Below are 16,772 nucleotides of genomic sequence, written 5' to 3' on the forward strand. Positions count from 1 at the left end.
GTTCTGGATGAACGCACCTTGCACGAACGGGGGAAATGGTGACTATGGCCGACGCCGGCACGCCGTACCCGGAGTTCCGGCTGAAGCTGCCGGGCGGCGGCCCCGAAGCCCGGGGACGGCTGCTGACCGAGAAGGGGACGAACGGCAGCCAGAAGTTCGTCGTCCTGGCCGGGTCGCCGGGGCGCCCGGAGGTCGTGCCGTCCTTCCCCGTCCGCATGCCGTCGTCCTACCGGCTGAGGCAGCGCCTGATCGAAGACGACATCTTCGTGGAGTCTGAGACCTGGCCCGGCTGGATGGAGCTCGTCGAGGACGTCGAGTGCAACTCGCCGTCGGCCGCCGCCGAGATCCTGGTCGGTCGCAGTGCCAACGGATGGCTGGAGTGGAAGACCGCCGACGGCCATCCGCTCTCCGACTACCTCGACCAGGTGTGGTGGGGACCCAACCGGGCCTGGCTGGTACGCGGATCCAATGTCTCCGGACTCGATCTCGTCCGGCGTCTGTGGCTGCCCGAGGGGCTGGTGACCCTGCGCGCGCGTCACCTGCGACAAGGTGTCGGGCAGGGCATCAGCAAGGACCGGCTGCGCACCGCCGTCGAGGAGGACTACGCCTCCACCGCGACGTACAACCAGAAGGTGCAGCTGGTCGAGGAACTGCACATGTTCCTCTCCCGGATGAGACCGGGCGACACCATGTGCACCATCTCGGGCGGCCGGCTGTACGTCGGCAAGATCACGGGAGCGGCCGAGCAGCTCGCTTCCGAGGACGGCCGGTTGGATCTGCGCCGGCCGGTGGACTGGGCGGAGGACGGGCACGCGTACGAGGACCTGCCCGAGGCGCTCCAGCAGAAGCTCTCCGCACAGCATGACGTCGTCGATCTGAGCGCGGTGAAGGATCTCATCGACGGCCTGGGGATAAGCGACGAGGACCTGATCGAGGAGGCCGAAGCCGCCGACCGGGACCCGAGCGTGGAGATCCCCGCGCTCACCGCCCGGCGCGAGCTGGAGCTGCCCGAACCCACGGACGAGTTGGCCGGTGAACTCCTCGTGCACGACGCCGCCTGGCTGCGCGAGGTGCGTGATCTGCTGTGGGACGAAAGGCAGTTGGTGCTGTACGGCCCGCCCGGGACCGGCAAGACGTATCTCGCCCTGAAGCTGGCCGAGTTCCTCGGCGGCGGGCCCGAGCAGGTCAAGCTCGTGCAGTTCCACCCCTCGTACGCGTACGAGGACTTCTTCGAGGGCTTCCGGCCGCAGGAGGACCCGCAGAGCCGGGAGGTCGCCTTCCGGCTCACCGCCGGCCCGCTGCGTGAACTCGCCGATCTGGCCGCGCGCGAGGGCAACCGGCACATCCCGCACTTTCTGATCATCGACGAGATCAACCGCGCCAACCTGGCGAAGGTCTTCGGCGAGCTGTACTTCCTGCTGGAGTACCGCAACAAGTCGGTCCGGCTGACGTACTCCGGTGACGACTTCGCGCTGCCGCCCAATCTCTTCGTGATCGGCACCATGAACACCGCCGACCGGTCGATCGCCCTCGTCGACGCGGCGATGCGCCGTCGCTTCGCCTTCGTCGAACTGTCCCCGCGCACCGAGCCGACGAGCGGGCTGCTGCGCCGCTGGCTCGCGCGCGAGGGCCGCGACGCCGAGCCGGCCGACCTGCTCGACCGGCTCAACTCCCGTATCGACAATGCCGACTTCCGTATCGGGCCCTCGTATCTGATGAAGGCCGGCGTCTATCGGGAGGGCGGCCTCGAGCGGACGTGGCGGACCAAGATCCTGCCGCTGCTGGAGGAGTACCACTACGGGGAGGGCGTGGACATCGAGAAGCGGTACGGTCTGGCGGCTCTGCGGGACTCGCTCGGGTGACGCACGTCATCGAACTCGTCGAGCACGCACCGGCGGTAGGCGTCGCGCTGCCGGACGCGGTCGGACGGGCACTGGCGGCCGGGGACGTCGTGGACGCGGCTCCTGATCCGTACGTCCCGGGGCACTGGTCCCTGCGGGCCGGCAGCAAGGTCGGTGCCGTGGCGGTCGCGGTACCGGGCGGCGACGGGCCGATCACCGTACGCGTCGCCCCCAAGGTCCCCATCGCCCGGCTGTTCTTCCTGCTCGGGTACAGCCTCGCCCCGAAGGGCGGCCGGCGGGACGGGGAAGTCGAAGTCACCGCGCACCGCGATCTGCTGCCCGCGCTCGCCCACGCCGTGGAGCGGCAGATCGACCGGGCCCTGCGGCAGGGGCTCCTCCAGGGGTACCGGGTGACCGAGGAGACATCCCTGGTCGTCCGGGGCCGCATCCGGGAAGCCGAGCAGATACGGCGGCGGTTCGGGGCGACGCTGCCGTTGGAGGTGGAGTACGACGAGTTCACCACCGACATCGCGGAGAACCGCCTGCTGCGCGCCGCCGTCGAGCGCCTCCTGCGGTTGCCCGGCGTCCCCCACGACGTGCGTCGCGGACTGCTCCACCAGCGCGCCCGCCTGGCCGATGTCACGGTGATCGTGCGCGGTCGGCCGTTGCCCGCCTGGCAGCCGAACCGGCTCAACGCGCGCTACCAGCACGCCTTGCATCTCGCCCGGACCGTCCTGGAGAACGCCTCCGTCGAGCATGCGCCCGGCGGGCTGCACGTCGACGGGTTCCTGTTCGACATGAACAAGCTCTTCGAGGACTTCGTGACGGTGGCGCTGCGGGAGGCATGCCGTGGTCTCGGGCACTCGGCGCGGCTCCAGGATCCGCATCACCTCGACGAGGCGGCGGCGATCCGCATGAGGCCCGATTTCGTGCTGTACGAGCCGGGCGGTGCCCCGTGCGCCGTGGTGGACGCCAAATACAAGGCCGAGAAACGGGACGGTTTCCCGGACGCCGACCTCTACCAGATGCTGGCCTACTGCACCGCCCTGGGCCTGCGCGAAGGCCACCTGGTGTACGCCAAGGGCAACGCGCCGCACGCGGCCCACACGGTGCGGCACGCGGGCATCGTCATCCACCAGCACGCCCTCGACCTCGACCAGGAACCCTCCGGGCTGCTCTCGGACGTGGAGAAGGTGGCCGCCCGGCTGGTGAACACCCAGCGCGTATGATCGACTGCCGAGTGTCCGTTCAGGGTGGGGAGGGCGCCTCGTGCCGCAGCTCGCGTTCGCGAACAGCTTCTGGGAGAGCTACGACGTCCTGGAGCGGCCCGTCAAAGCCGGCGTGCGCAAGGCGATGCAGAAGTTCCAGCAGCTCACGGTCCCCGAACTGCAGGCGGACAAGGGCCTGCACCTGGAGTCCGTGGAGAACGCCCGCGACCGTCGCATGCGGACCATTCGCATCAACGACTTCTGGCGGGGTGTCGTCCTCGCCCCTGACGACGGCAGCGACGTCTTCCTGCTCGTCAACGTCGTCCCGCACGACGACGCCTACACCTGGGCCGCGAAGCGGCTGTACACGACGAACTCCGCGACGCGGGCCCTGGAGGTCCGCAACGTCGCGGCGATCGAGCAGCTGACCCCGGCCCTGGAGAAAGCCGCCGCGGCCGCCGACTCACTGCTGTTCGCGAAGTGCTCCGACACGGTGCTGCGCGAACTCGGCATCGACGACCAGGTGCTGAGGGCGGTGCGGACCATCGTCGACAAGGCGCAGCTGAGGGCCTTCGAGACGCTGCTGCCGGAGGACCAGTGCGAGGTGCTGCAGTACCTGGCCGAGGGGTTCAGCCCCGAAGAGGTGTACCGGGACGTGGTCGCCGTCCGGCGGCCCGTGGACGCGGGGCCCGACCCGGACGAGAGCCTGGCCGCCGTCATCGCCAACACCACGAGCCGCATCACCCCGGTCACCGGCCCCGAGGAACTCGCCGAGATCCTGGAGAAGCCGTTCGCGGCCTGGCGGGTGTTCCTGCACCCCTCACAGCGCCGCGTCGCCTACCGGGTGTCGTACGGGGGACCGGTACAGGTCACCGGCGGCCCGGGGACCGGCAAGACGGTCGCGGCACTGCACAGGGTCAAGCACCTGCTCACCCGCTCCTCGGACGCCCGCGTCCTGCTCACCACCTTCACCAACGCCCTGGCCGCGTCGCTGCGGGAGAACCTGTCCGTCCTCCTGGACGACGACGAGTCGCTGCTCACCCGCGTCGAGGTGACCACGGTCAACGCCTACGCACACGGCATCGTGACCCGCCTCGACGGCCGGGCGCCCTCCCCGATCGGTGACCGGGAGGAACGACAGGTGTGGCAGCGGGTCGTCAAGAAGCTCGGCCTGCCCTGGACGGAGCAGTTCCTGGCCCAGGAGTACCGCCACGTCGTCCTCGCCCAGGACCTGCGCACCCTGGACGACTACCGCGCGGCCTCCCGGCGCGGTCGCGGCAGCGCGCTGTCGCCGACCAGGCGGGAGCAGCTGTGGCCGGCCGTCGAGCTGTTCGAGTCCCTGCTGCGCGACCAGCAGGCCACCACCCATCTCAAGGTGTGCGCCCGTGCGGCCGAGCTCCTGGCCGCGTCCTCACCCACGCACGACCACGTCGTGGTCGACGAGGCACAGGACCTGCACCCGGCCCAGTGGCGCGTTCTGCGCGGCGCGGTGGCGCCCGGCAGCGACGACCTGTTCATCACCGGCGACCCGCACCAGCGGATCTACGACTCGAAGGTCTCACTCGGTTCGCTCGGCATATCGGTGGCGGGGCGCACGCACCGCCTGCGCATCAACTACCGCAGTACGGAAGAGATCCTCGCCTGGTCGACGGGCATCCTCACCCCGGTGTCGGTCGACGACCTGGGCGGCGAGGGCAGCGACACGCTGGCGGGCTACCGGTCGCTGCTGCACGGCCGCAGGCCGCACGTGGACGGGTACGGGGCGGAGCAGGCGGAGATCGCGGCGCTCGTCGAGCGCGTCGAGAACTGGATCGCACAGGGCATCCGGCCGTCGGAGATCGGCGTGTGCGCCCGCTTCAACGTGCTGCTCGACAAGGCCTACGACAGGCTGGCCGCGGCCCGGGTGCCGGTGGTCCGGGTCAGGGACAGTCCGGGGCCGGACAGGGAAGGCGTACGGCTGGCCACCATGCACGCCATGAAGGGGCTGGAGTTCCGCTGCGTCGCCGTCCTCGGCGCGACGGCGAGTGCGCTTCCCTTCGCCCGCGAAGTGACGCCGGCCTCCGTGGACGCGCTGCAGCACGACTCGGACCTGCTCCGGGAGCGGTGCCTGCTGTTCGTGGCGTGCACACGGGGGCGGGAGGCGTTGGCGGTGTCGTGGAGCGGGGCAGCCAGTCCGTTCGTTCCGCAGCCGAAGTGACAGCGCTGTCCTGGCGATACGACGGAAAATCACTCTTCGGGTGAGAGAGCCCCGTTGCCGAGCCCGTCCCTGGCGAGTGCAGCCGCCTGCTTGCTGAGTTCGGCCACCCTCCGCGCCCGCTCCTCGAACTCCTGCAGGGCTCGGAACGCCGCCCCGTAACGGCGTTGCTCGGCGATGTCCATCTGTGGGATGCGGGCACCCTTGCCGTCGAGCCGGTAGGTTCCGCTGGCGCTCGTGGACCGACGGGTGTTCGCCGCGCTGCGCAGAAAGCCCTGGAGGTAATCGGTGTCGAGCTGATCGCTCACCGAGACCGGCTCCGGAGCGCCGTACTCGATCAGCCCGGCTCGCGCGAGGTCGGCGACACTGACGGACGGCCCCTCCAGCGCACTTGGACCGGCGCCTGCCGTCAGAGCAGGCAACAGATCGGCCAGGAGCCGCACCTGCTCCGCCAGCTCCTGCCGCAGAGCCTGGTACTCCGTCGTGTAGTCGCGGTGGGACTCCTCGACGTGACGGCCGGGAGTGAGATCCACGGCGTCGTCGAGCAGTTCGATCAGAGGCACGTCCGCCGTCTGGTCGGGCCCTGGCTCCAGTGGGCCGTCCGGATCGCTCGCCGTCAGATCGACCATGCGCACCTTGGCCACGGCGTCGTCCGGGGACTGCGGGCGACGCAGACGCCAGAGATGCACGGGGAGCGCGTGCGAGGCAGCGATCCCGGGGGGGAGGGCGATGACGTCTGTGAGGATGCCGCGTCGCACGAGCTCGGCCCGGATACGGCGACCGGCCTTGCGGTAGGCGACCGAGGCGGGCATGACCATGAGGACGCGGCCGCCCGGCGCGGTGTGTGCGTAGGCGTGCTGCAGCCAGGCGAGTTCGCCTTCGGCACGCGAAGGTGTACCGAGCTCCCACCGGGGATCGAGGAGCAGATCCTCGCGTCCCCAGTCGGTGGTACCGACAGGCGGATCACAGACGACGAGATCGGCCTTGAGATCCGGCCAATGGTCCTCGCGCAGGGAATCTCCGATGCGGACGTCGACGCCGGGGCGTCCCGTGAGATCGGCTCGCAGCCGCGCGAATCGAGCACTGCGGGCGTCGGCCTCTTGACCGCACCGCTTCGGCCCGAGTTCGGGCCCGACAGTCAGCAGGAGCGTCCCGATGCCGCACGCCGGGTCGAAGAGGGTCGCATCGGCCGCCACCTCACCTGCGAAGTGCTGCACCGCGTGGACGATACGCGGAGAGGTGACCTGGTCGGAGCCTGCCCGGCGCACCGAGTCGGTGAAACGCTCCGTGAGCGCGCTCACCACGTCACCAGGTGATCCACTGTCGCTGAGCTGCCGCGCCAGCCGAACGGCATCTGTCGGCAGGGCTGCGGGGGCCCGGCCCTCGTGACCGGCGAGCAACTGGGCTACATCGGCGAGTCCGCCGATCATCTCATCGCCGTAGGCCCCTCGCAGGGTCTGCCACAACTGCACCTCTTCCGAGACGTCCTGGCCCTTGCGCTGCTTGTCCAGCCACGTCTGCACCGCGGCCAGGTCGAACAGCGGACTGTTCACACCGCCGCCGACTGGTGTCGGGAAGTCCTCGTACCTCCGACGCCAGTTGGAGACCGCGGCACGCGTGACACCGGCGAGCCTGGCGATCTCAGAGCCGGAGACAAGCGGTCCACCGACTCGCGGGGCAGGTTGGTCTACCATGCGTGTCACCGTACACGGATCCGAGGACCCCATCAATCTAGAGAGTCCGTTGACATCGTACACGACTCAATGTGTGGCGCCTGGGTCGCATGAGGAACGAGGGCGGCGCGTGTGCGCCGGCCCTGGATGGCACCCGGCGGCTCACCGCAGATCGTCCACGTATCGGTCCGTCCCGGGCACCGTCGGTATGAACGGAGCGACGAACTGCACTTCGCCCAGCCCCGAAGCCGCCACGGACGTGCCAAGGTCCGCGAAGTGCTCGCGCCAGGGGACACGGGGATCCTGCTCGAGGAACCACAACAAGGTCAGCCGGGTTCCGACTCCCTCGACCTGCTTGACGTAGGTCATGCGGTCCAGGGGCAGGGGAGTCGGCGTGAAGAGAGTCACCATGGCCGCGGGCGAGCCCGCCAGCCGTTGGGGAAGCTGGTCGTCCCGGAGCCAGGCAAGCAGATCCGTGCGCCTGGCGGGGGAGCCGGCGTCGATGACCTGGACGACGAGCCCGGCGTAGGGGTGGTCGAGGGCGTGGATGTCGCGAGGGCCCTCGTCACCGTCGCGGTAGACCGTCGCCGCGTGGTCCTGGAAGGCCGTGAAGACGTGGGTGCGGTCCTGGAAGACGCGCTGGTCGCGGTTGAGGCGTCTGTTGATGCCGACGGTCCACCGCATGTGGTCGGCGTAGCGGCCGGCAGTCATCCAGTAGACGGATATGTAGCATCCGGCCGTCACCGGCTGCGCGACGGCGGAGGTCTCGGGATAACGCAGTAGTTGCAGGTCCCGCGTGGCGACCCAGCGGCGTCCCGCGTACATCCACGGCATGGCCATCGCGCCGGCGATGAAGTGGTCGTCTTCGTACCAGCGATTGTACTCGCGCTCCCGGCCGGGGTGCGGCTCGACCATGGTGATGAGGGCGTGACCGAGGTCGGCTCCGTAGGGGCCGACGGCGGCCAGTTCCGCGTACAGGTGGCTGCGGGTTTCTTCCGCGTGCGGCGCGTCATCTGTCATGGGTCCGGTTTAGCTGACGAAGCATCAGATGGCGAGGGGTGTTCCGCTCGGCTCTGCCCGGAGTTCGGTGATCTCGTACGCCAGGCCGGCAGGTGGATCACAGCGCTACGCCCCGTCGGGGCCCGGGCGGGGCACGGAGGGCGTGAACGCCGGCGGTATCAGGCGACAGGGGAGCGGTCACCGACGGCCGCTACGACGACCACATGAAGTGGACCGTCGCCATCAACCGCGGCGCCTCAACCGCGATGCCCGCGTCTACCGGGACCGCACCCACGTCTTCACGGCCTTCCAGGACCACGAGGCCACGGTGTACCGGGACGGCGCGGCCGGTCCCCGCGACTTCCACGCCCTCGACCACCCGTACGCGGGCCTGGTCCTCGAGGCCGTCGACGCCGACGGCGCCGGGCAGCGCGCCGAACTGCTGGAGCGGCTGCGCTCCCGCCGGCCGCCCCAGCGCCTCGCCGGTTCCCCGGCGGCGACGGTGACCGTCTTCCGGCCCACCCCGCTCCCCGGCGACCGCATGACCTGCGTCAAGCAGGTCGAGGGCGTCGAGACCCGCCTGACCCTGCTGCGGTTCCTCCAGGCGGCTCCACGGGAGTGCCGGGAGCGGTACTGCACGGGCCTCGACGAGCAGATGGCCGAGTCGGGGCCGGGGCGGGTGGAGCTGGTCGCGCCGTTCATCCCCACGGTGGCGGGGACGGACCGTTGCGTGGACAAGCTGCGGTGAGGTCCGCGAACAGTTCGGGCCAGCCGCCTTCCGAGGAGTGCCGCTTGTGCTGGTCCAGGATCTGGTGCACAGCCCGTTGCAGGCGGGGGCCGAGGTCCGGCCGGCCCGCCACCTCCCTGAGCGCGGCACGCAGCTCGGGCGTGCGGTTCACCGGGACGCACTGGAGCAGATGTCCGGCGAACACGTCGTCCAGCCACGGCAGATCGCGGACCATCCGCAGCTGCGTGTCCGTGCCGCAGCCCGGGACGAAGGACCACATCGCCCCCCGCCACGCCTGGGCGACGTCCTTGCGGCGCCCCGAGCCCAGGGCGCTCGCCCGCACCCGGCGGCCGACGTCGAGCAGCAGGCCGGTGGACTCGTCCTCGGTGAGCGGGGACTCGCGCCGGTCCGTGAAGAAGTAGTTGCACAGCTTGATGACGGCCTGCGCGTCGACGGGCTCGTGGAATGCCAGCCGTAGCGCCTCGGGGACGTCCGAGGCCGCGCCGTGCACGCCGTACCACCACACGCACCACAGGCGTGCCTTCCAGCCGAGTTCGCTCCCGCAGTCGAGCGTGCCGTCGGCGCCGCACTGTGCGCGCAGCAGCCGCAGGGCGTCCCCGGGCGGATACTGACTCCGCTCGAGTCCGGCGCCGACGAGTTCGACGAGCCACCCCACGGCCAGTGGGTCGGGGATGCGGCCGGTCCACGCCGCGAGTTCCTCCCAGGGGAGGTCCAGGGTGGTGCCTCCGTGCCGCAGGACGACGAGCAGTTCCGCCAGAGTGCGCAGCCTCGTACGGGCCTCGTGGCTCATGCCGTCCGGGCGGACGGGCGGCACGGCGGTGCGCAGGGCGTCGAGGGCTGAGGCGGCGAGCCGGACGAGCGAGGCGTCGTCGAGCGCCACGCCGTTCACCAGCATCATTTTGGCCTGCTGGAGTTCGCCGATGCGCAGGAGCAGGTCCATCATCAGACCGGCCTCGTGGAGGGTCGCGGGGTACTTGCTGTACGGGTCCGCCCAGGCTGTGACGTCCACCCTTCGCACGGTGAATCGGCCGGGGAGTTCAGCGATCGCCGTGCAGGCCCCGGGGATGCCGGCGGCGGCGCCGCGCACCAGCAGGGGGAGCAGGCACGCGCTCGACCGCCAGACCTGTGCGGGGTCCCGGCCGGACGACTCCCCTGCGGCGGCCGCGCGGCCTGCCACGTCGGCGACCCGGTGCAGCGGCAGGTCGAGCCGCTCCAGGGCGGTGCGGGCGACCTTGGCGCGGATGCCGGCGATTCCTTCGGGCTCGGCGATCGGCATGCCCTGGACGAGCCAGTCGACGGCGAGATCGCGCACGGCCCGGCCCACGGGGGCCTCGGAGTCCAGCAGGCGGGCCAGGGAGCCGCGGGAGAGGTCGGCGATCCGCTCTCTGCTGGTGACCTTGACCAGGAGGCCGATGAGGGGGGACGGGTCGGCGTCGGCAGGGCACACGTCCGCTGCCGCGGTGAGGAGCGCGCCGAGCAGCGAGCGGTCGGCCGTCGTCGGGCCGTCGGTGGTGGACAGCCGGGCCACCAGCGCGGCGAGCCGGTCCACCAGGTCGGGGAAGGCGAGGGTGCGCAGATGAGGCAGCTGGACGGCGGTGTGCGCCTTGATGAGTGCCGCGGACGCCACGGTGCTCTCGCCGAGCAGGTCGTCCGCCCAGGCGGCCCAAGTCCGCGGGTCGCCCTGGAGCTCGCTCGACGAGGCCATGTCCGAGAGTATTTCGGCGACGTAGGCGTGCTTGCCGGCGGCGAGGGCGGCCCGCGCCACGGACCTGACGAGCGGGAAGACCTCCCCGGGTCGCACGGGCAGGAGGCGGACGAGGAAGCCGGCGAACTCACCGCGGGTGGACAACTCGTGGCCGCCCTCGGCCGCCCGCTCCACGAGCCCCGACATCCGTACCGTGCTGACGACCTGCCCGGGATCCCGGGGCAGCAGGCGGTCGAGCACCTCCAGGACCGCGAGCCAGGCGTTGTCCGCGCGGGCCGCGGCAGCCTTGAGGCAGGCGGCGTCCCGGGGCCCGTAGCCGCGTCCCGGGGAGGGCAGGAGTTCGAGGAACTGTCGCAGGGCCGGCAGCGCCAGCCCCGCGGACCCGAGGATGTGCAGCAGGTCGGGAAGCATGTCCCGAGTGGGCAGGGAACTCTGGGCGCAGACCGACAACACGGTGCGCCGCAGCCCGTACCGGACCGTGGTGCGCTCGGCGTCGAGGTCCTCGGCGATGGTCCTGAGCAGCTTCCCGACCATGACCGCCGCAGGGTCCGCGGCCTCCTGCGAGCGGTCGGCACACAACCAGGCCTGCTCCAGCACCGCCAGCAGGAAGTAGTCCTCGCCGTCCGGAACCTGGAGCCGCTCGACGAGCGCGCCGAGCCCAGCGGCACCGCGGCCGTGGACGAGGGCACGGCTCGCGGCGTACTCGAAGAACGTCTGGTGGAAGAACTGGAAGACGCCGCCCGCGAAGTGCCCCACCCCGCGGGCCTCCAGGAGCGCCACCTCCTCCTTCAGTCGCGCGGCCGTGAGGGCGGCGGGCAGCCGGACCCGGTCGACCCACGCCTCCGGACGGCCGGTCCGCAGCATCTCCAGCGCGAGCGCCATGGCCGTCTCGCCGAGGTCGCGGTCGTGGCCGGATCGGTCGCCCCTGGGATCCCAGGAACGGCGGTCGCGGGTCACCCGCTGGTCCCAGTAGGTCTCGTACAGGCCGGTGGTGTCGACCACGTCGGGGACCTGACCCGGCGTGTAGATCTCGAAGAGCATGCGGAGGGTCAACGGGCGCAGACACAGGGGGTGCAGGGAGATGTCCCGTGCGACGATCGCCAGCATTCTGCTGATCAGGTCTTCTCTCAGCTGGGGATCACGGGTGAAGAACCTGCTGTGGGCGAGCACGGCACGCTCGAACTCGCTCGTGGCGTGCGGGCCGTCCTCGGAGCCGGTGCCGTAGTCCCCCAGCGGCAGCCGCCGCCATTCCGGTGGCAGCTCCGCCGCCTCGGCCACCCGGGAGGTCATCGCGACGGCCGCGCCCGCGTCTCCCGCCGCGTGTACGACGGTCACCAGCCGCTCCCAGTCGTCGTCGTTGTTGACCAGCACGTCGACGGTGTCGATCAGGACCGTCACGCTCCGTCCGTCACCGTGCGCCTGCCGGACCGCGTCGACGAGCATTCCCGGGTCGACTCTGGTGCCCCCGGACGGGCCGCTGACCAGCCAGGTCGCCTTGAGGAAGAACACCTCCCCGGTGGGTGTCCCGCAGCGGCGCCGGGCCAGGCTCCACAGGATGCTGGTCTTGCCGCATCCGGCCTCCCCGACGATCACGACAGGGGTGGCCGCGTCGCGGTCCAGCCGCTCCAGCAGCTCCTCCTCCAGGTCACGGGTGACGTAGAGGCCCGCCGCGAACTGGCTCTCCTCGCCGTCGGTGAACACGGTCCCGGAGACGGTGCCCGCCGCTTGCCGCGCCCGGTCACTGAGCAGACGCAGCCGGGGCAGGGGGTCGCCGGAGCGGAAGCGGAGGGCGGGTTGCCGGGAGACGGGGGCCGGGGGGCCCTCGGAGGTGGACGGGGCAGCGGCGAGGGCGGAGGTGAGCCGCTCCCGCACGGCGGTCTCGTCCGGGTGGCCGCGGGCATCGCGCGGGGCGCCGGAGGCGGCGGTCACGTCACGCAGGTCCACCGGGGACAGCAGGGCCAGGCTCCCCGCGGCCTCGCCCTCCACCAGGACGGGTACCAGGCGGCTGGGGGCGCTCGCGTGGTCGAAGTCGTGGACGATGTGGTCGCGTTCGTCCGTCATGGCGGAGGTCGCGAGATAGGCGGGACTGACGAGGGCGAGCACCCTGCCGCCGCCGTCCACGTGCTCCCGGACCGTGCGGTGCCCCGGACGGTCGGCGGCCGGGCCCATCAGCACGTGGTGTCCCGAGGCGACCAGGACATCGTGCACGAACTCGGCCCACGCCTGGTCCTGGGGCACCCAACTCAGCATCAGCGCAGGTGTTCCGGGGCTCGGCGGAGAAGGCGCGGGGGGAGGCGGGTCCAGGATTCGGGCGTGCGGCCCGCGTGCCACGGCCCGTGCGATCGCGGACGCCGGAACGCCTTGGTTGACCGCTCCCGCGGTGTAGTGGTGGAGACCGACGAGTCGGCCGCGGAGGTCGACGACGGGGCCACCGGACGACCCGGGCGTGGTGTTCACGTCCGGGTACCGGATCCGCGTGCCCCGGTCGTTGATCCGGGTCTGGCCAGTCGTGTACGTGATGCGCGTCGGCTCGCCGAGCGGGTGGTGCACGACGAACAGCAGGCGCGCACTGCGGAAGTCGTATGTGTGCTGCTCCAGCAGGTAATGGCCGCGCGGGCCGGGGGCCGGGGGCCGGGCACCGGGGGCGTGGGGGACGTGCCCGCCCCCCGTGCGCAGGAGGGCGTAGTCGAGGTGATCCGGCGACGCGTCCCAGGACAGTGGAGAGGAGGCCAGTTCGGCGGCGGTGGGCGGGCTGCCGTCGAGCAGTTCGGTCAGCGGCACCCGTACACCCCGCTCGTGGGGTGCGGTCCGGTCGACCGCCGAGGGCGTACGGAAGTCGAAGCGGGCTTCCAGGGAGTCCGGCAACTGCCCGGACCCCAGCGCGGGACCGAGCACGTGACCGGCTGTCAGGACCACGTCGGGCGCCACCAGGAACCCGGTCCCCACGGGCCGGCCGCCGATCTCGATGCGTGCGACCCGGCTCATCATGTCCAGCAGGACCCGGATGAGGTCTTCCGGGTCGATCAGACCGGCGGTGGCCCGGGTGATGGCCTCCAGACCGGCCGCCGCAACCACGTCGTCGGCGGTGCACGCGGCACCCTCGTCCCAGGAGGCGGCAGGACCGGCCGCGCACGCGCCGTCGGCGGCATCCGGACCGGCCCCGCCTGTGCGTCGGGCGTCGGGCTCAGCGGCCATGTGCGCGGACGATGCGGGCCACGGCGGCGGCGTGCACGGCCACGTTGCTCCGCCCGGCCTCGCCCCCGAAGTGAAGACCGACCGCCTTGCCGGAGTCCAGGTCGATCAGGGCGGAGCCGGAGTTGCCGCCCAGCGTGGTGGCGTCGTGGTGGACGACATCGTGCCCCTCGACCGCGGTGACTTCTCCGGCGGCCAGCCGCTTGCAGTCGTAGATGCCGTCGAAGATCCGCTGCTGGTCGCCCGTGTCGGCGCGGGAGTCGCGTCCGGGATAACCGATCACCGCGATCCAGCGGCCCGCGCGTGCCCCGGACGGGTCGAGCGCGAGGGGAAGCGGCGCCGCCTCACCGTCCTCGCCGGTCGCGTCGATCCGCAGCAGGGCCACGTCGTGGCTGCCGTCCGGTTCGATCCAGACGACCTCGGCGACCCGGAACCGGGACTCCTCCGGCTGCTGGTACTCCTGGTACCAGTCCAGGCTGGGCCGGACGGTCCTGCCCGTCCAGGACTGCCGGAAGGCGAATCCCGTGCCCTCCCCGGCCCGTGCTGCGCGGGCGAAGCTCTCGGCGACATGACGGTTCGTCACGACGAGCCGGGGGCCCACCATCCAGCCGGTGCCCGCCCACCGCAGGGCGTGGTTGCGCAGGTCGACACGGCCGACACTGGGGATCGCCTTCTCCAGCGGGCGACGGGCGCGTTCCACGCGTGCCGCCACGTGAGTGCTGGTGGTCCTGCCGTCCGGCGGCAGCTTGAACGTGGATCTCTGCACCAGATGCACCGGCCGGGTGAAGCGCTCGATGATCGCCTCCAGGCCGGACCCGTCGGGCACCCAGAGGCCTTCGGTCATGCGTTCCACGGCCTCGGCGGCCCGGTCGACCGTGAGCCCGCCGTCCACGTCCTCGAATCCGCCGAGAGCGGCCGCGCCCGCCGCGATCTCGTCGAAGCGGTCGAGGAACTCCTGCCTGACCTCGTCCTCGGAGAACAGTCGCCGATAGTCCAAGAGGCCCCCCTCGCTTCGATGGCGGGCCGGCGTGCGCGGCCCCCGTGTGGATGGTACGGGAGCGCCCTCGGAAGACGGGAGCGGTCAGCGCCCGTCGCCGCCGGCCCTCGGCGGCGCCGAGCGGTTCACGGTCCGGGGCGGCTCACGGCTCCTTCAGCTCGTCCGGGCAGGGCGTGCCCCTGGGCAGCGTGTAGGGCGCGGCCAGCCGGTACGTCCCCGCCCTCGGCGCGAGCAGCATCGTCCACTTGTCGCCCTTGGCGTCCTCCGGCGTCTCCATCAGGCAGCCGTTGACGTTGTCGTACGTCTTCGGCATGCCGTCGGCCCGGTGCCTGGAGGCCCAGGTCTCCTGGGGCGGCTTCAGCTTCTCGCCCTCGGCGTCGACGATGCTGAGCCACGGCGAGTAGGGGATGCGGATGAGGATGCGGCCGGCCTTGCGTACCTCCAGCGTCATCTCGCCCTGTTCCGCCCGGTCGACGACCGCGTTCGGCTCGGCGAGCGGGGCCGGGTCGGTCACCTTGAACAGCTGCCAGTTGGCGTCGCCCCAGATCTGCGTCAGGTAGGGCATGCCGCGCTGGACGAGGGTCCGCTCCCGGGTGCCGCCGCCGTCCGCGTCGGGCTGGTCCTTGGGCAGGACGATGAAGTGGACGGCCCAGCGCTGCAGCCATTCGTGGTAGTTGGCCGAGTCGAGCGTGTCGTCGTAGAAGAGCGGATTGCGCTCCATGTCCGCCTGCCGGTTCCAGCCGCGGGCCAGGTTGACGTACGGCGCGAGCGCGGAGGCCTCCCGGTGCGAGCGGGCCGGGACCACCTCGACGCGGCCCTTCTCGGCGCCGACCTGCTGGAGTTCGTTGACGAGCGGGGCGAGCTCGCGCGCCCAGGAGGCGTTCGGGGTGGTGTGGACGATGTCGTCGACCGACTTGAAGCCGATCCAGCCGACGAAGCCGAGGAACGCCAGCACGGTCACGTACCACTTGCGCGAACGCGGGACCGTGAACGGGAGCGCCGCGATCAGCGTGGCTCCGGCGAACAGCATCGGCAACCGGGAGATGTTCGAACCGATCTGCGAGTTGACCAGCCAGACCAGCACCACCCCGAGGCTGAAGACCCCGGCGGTCAGCCGGACCGTCTTCCATTCCTTGGGGACGAGGAAGAGGCAGAGCAGCCCGTACAGCAGCGGCAGGATCACCGACCCGATCCTCATCGGCTGGGTACCGGAGAACGGGAACAGCCAGGCCGAGACGGCCACCACCGCCGACGGCGCCAGCCCCAGAGCCCAGGCGCCCGGCCGCCGCTTCTGCAGGAACAGCGCCACCGCGACCAGGCCCACGAACAGGCCCGCGACCGGAGACGACATGGTGGCCAGCGCGGCGAGCGGCGCCGCGACCAGGGCCTTCGCCCAGCGCTTGTACCGCCAGCGGTGCGGCCAGCAGAACACGGCCGCGACCGCGCCCAGCGCGAACACCGTGCCCAGGGCGAAGGTCACCCGGCCCGAGACCGCGTTGCAGATCAACGCGAACACCCCGGCCAGCGCGGCCCACAGCGGGTTCTTCACCGAGCGGCTGCGGATGAGGATCACCGTCAGCAGGCCCGCCGACACCGTCCCCGCGATCATCAACGTCGTACGGACACCGAGCACCGACATCAGATACGGCGACACCACGCTGTACGACACCGGGTGCATGCCGCCGTACCAGGCCAGGTTGTACGCCGAGTCCGGGTGCCGGCCGACGAACTCCGCCCACGCGTCCTGCGCCGCGAGGTCGCCGCCGCTGTTGGCGAACGTGAAGAACCAGACGACGTGCAGCACACCGGAGAGCGCGGTCATGGACAGGGCGGGGTGCAGGAGCAGCCGCTGCCGGAGGGTCTCGGCGGCGGCGGGCAGCCGCGCCCGGCGGCCGGTCGGTCCGGCCGTGGGGCCGTTGGTGGGGCCGTTGGTGGCGCCGGCCGTGGGGCCGTTCGTTGGTCTGGCCGTGGCGCCGTCCGTTGGTCCGTGCGTGGTGCCGTCCGTTGGTCCGTCCGTGGCCGGGTCAGCCGCGGACGAGCGTATTCGCGGGCCGGTCTCCGGGCCTCGCGGGCCGGATTCCGGGCCCGGATCCGTGTCGTCGGCGCGTGTCGGCTCCGCAGTGGCCACCTGAAGGCACTCCCCGTGTCCCGTCTTCTGTTCTCGGCCGCTTCGTTCGGTGTTCCCGGCCGCTTCCTGTCCGGTTCCCCGCCGCGT

8 protein-coding genes and 1 pseudogene are annotated in these 16,772 nt (G+C 71.5%); 4 read left to right on the plus strand and 5 right to left on the minus strand.

Annotated elements, in window-relative coordinates:
* The first annotated feature begins 44 nt into the window (after window positions 1-44).
* Genes ABZX30_RS17775 through ABZX30_RS17785 form a run of 3 tightly spaced genes read left to right on the plus strand, consistent with a single transcriptional unit; the run spans window position 45 to window position 5,246 of the window.
* On the plus strand, window positions 45-1,862 hold the full coding sequence (locus ABZX30_RS17775) for a DUF4357 domain-containing protein (protein WP_355934416.1): 1,818 nt from the start codon (window positions 45-47) through the stop codon (window positions 1,860-1,862).
* A complete protein-coding gene (locus ABZX30_RS17780; RefSeq protein ID WP_355934417.1) occupies window positions 1,859-3,070 on the plus strand; it encodes a restriction endonuclease in 1,212 nt (403 codons plus the stop codon). The genes ABZX30_RS17775 and ABZX30_RS17780 overlap by 4 nt, the downstream gene beginning before the upstream one ends.
* A 40-nt stretch (window positions 3,071-3,110) precedes the next feature.
* Window positions 3,111-5,246: a UvrD-helicase domain-containing protein gene (locus ABZX30_RS17785; RefSeq protein WP_355934419.1), complete on the plus strand. Its 2,136-nt coding sequence runs from the start codon at window positions 3,111-3,113 to the stop codon at window positions 5,244-5,246.
* Between the two features lie 29 nt (window positions 5,247-5,275).
* Here ABZX30_RS17785 and ABZX30_RS17790 read toward each other — a convergent pair whose 3' ends face one another.
* Window positions 5,276-6,937, minus strand: coding sequence for an N-6 DNA methylase (locus tag ABZX30_RS17790; protein WP_355934421.1), 1,662 nt, complete (start codon window positions 6,935-6,937; stop codon window positions 5,276-5,278).
* A 141-nt stretch (window positions 6,938-7,078) separates the two neighbouring features.
* Window positions 7,079-7,936, minus strand: a complete 858-nt coding sequence (locus ABZX30_RS17795) for a hypothetical protein (RefSeq protein ID WP_355934423.1) — start codon at window positions 7,934-7,936, stop codon at window positions 7,079-7,081.
* 176 nt (window positions 7,937-8,112) lie between these two features.
* On the opposite strand from ABZX30_RS17795, the pseudogene ABZX30_RS17800 reads away from it, so the two are divergent.
* Window positions 8,113-8,663, plus strand: a pseudogene (locus tag ABZX30_RS17800) (hypothetical protein); the annotation flags it as partial.
* Here ABZX30_RS17800 and ABZX30_RS17805 read toward each other — a convergent pair.
* The 3 genes from ABZX30_RS17805 to ABZX30_RS17815 form a co-directional block, all read right to left on the minus strand.
* Window positions 8,614-13,563, minus strand: coding sequence for a trypsin-like peptidase domain-containing protein (locus ABZX30_RS17805; RefSeq protein ID WP_355934424.1), 4,950 nt, complete (start codon window positions 13,561-13,563; stop codon window positions 8,614-8,616). The pseudogene ABZX30_RS17800 and the gene ABZX30_RS17805 sit on opposite strands and share 50 nt — an antisense overlap.
* Window positions 13,553-14,557 carry a serine protease gene (locus ABZX30_RS17810; RefSeq protein WP_355934426.1) on the minus strand — a complete coding sequence of 335 codons (1,005 nt, stop codon included), beginning with the start codon at window positions 14,555-14,557 and terminating at the stop codon, window positions 13,553-13,555. The genes ABZX30_RS17805 and ABZX30_RS17810 overlap by 11 nt, the downstream gene beginning before the upstream one ends.
* A gap of 142 nt (window positions 14,558-14,699) precedes the next feature.
* Complete coding sequence (locus tag ABZX30_RS17815) at window positions 14,700-16,685, minus strand: PT domain-containing protein (protein WP_355934428.1); 1,986 nt, start codon at window positions 16,683-16,685, stop codon at window positions 14,700-14,702.
* Window positions 16,686-16,772 lie beyond the last annotated feature (87 nt).

The organism is Streptomyces sp. NPDC004542, assembly GCF_040610035.1.
GTDB lineage: Bacteria > Actinomycetota > Actinomycetes > Streptomycetales > Streptomycetaceae > Streptomyces.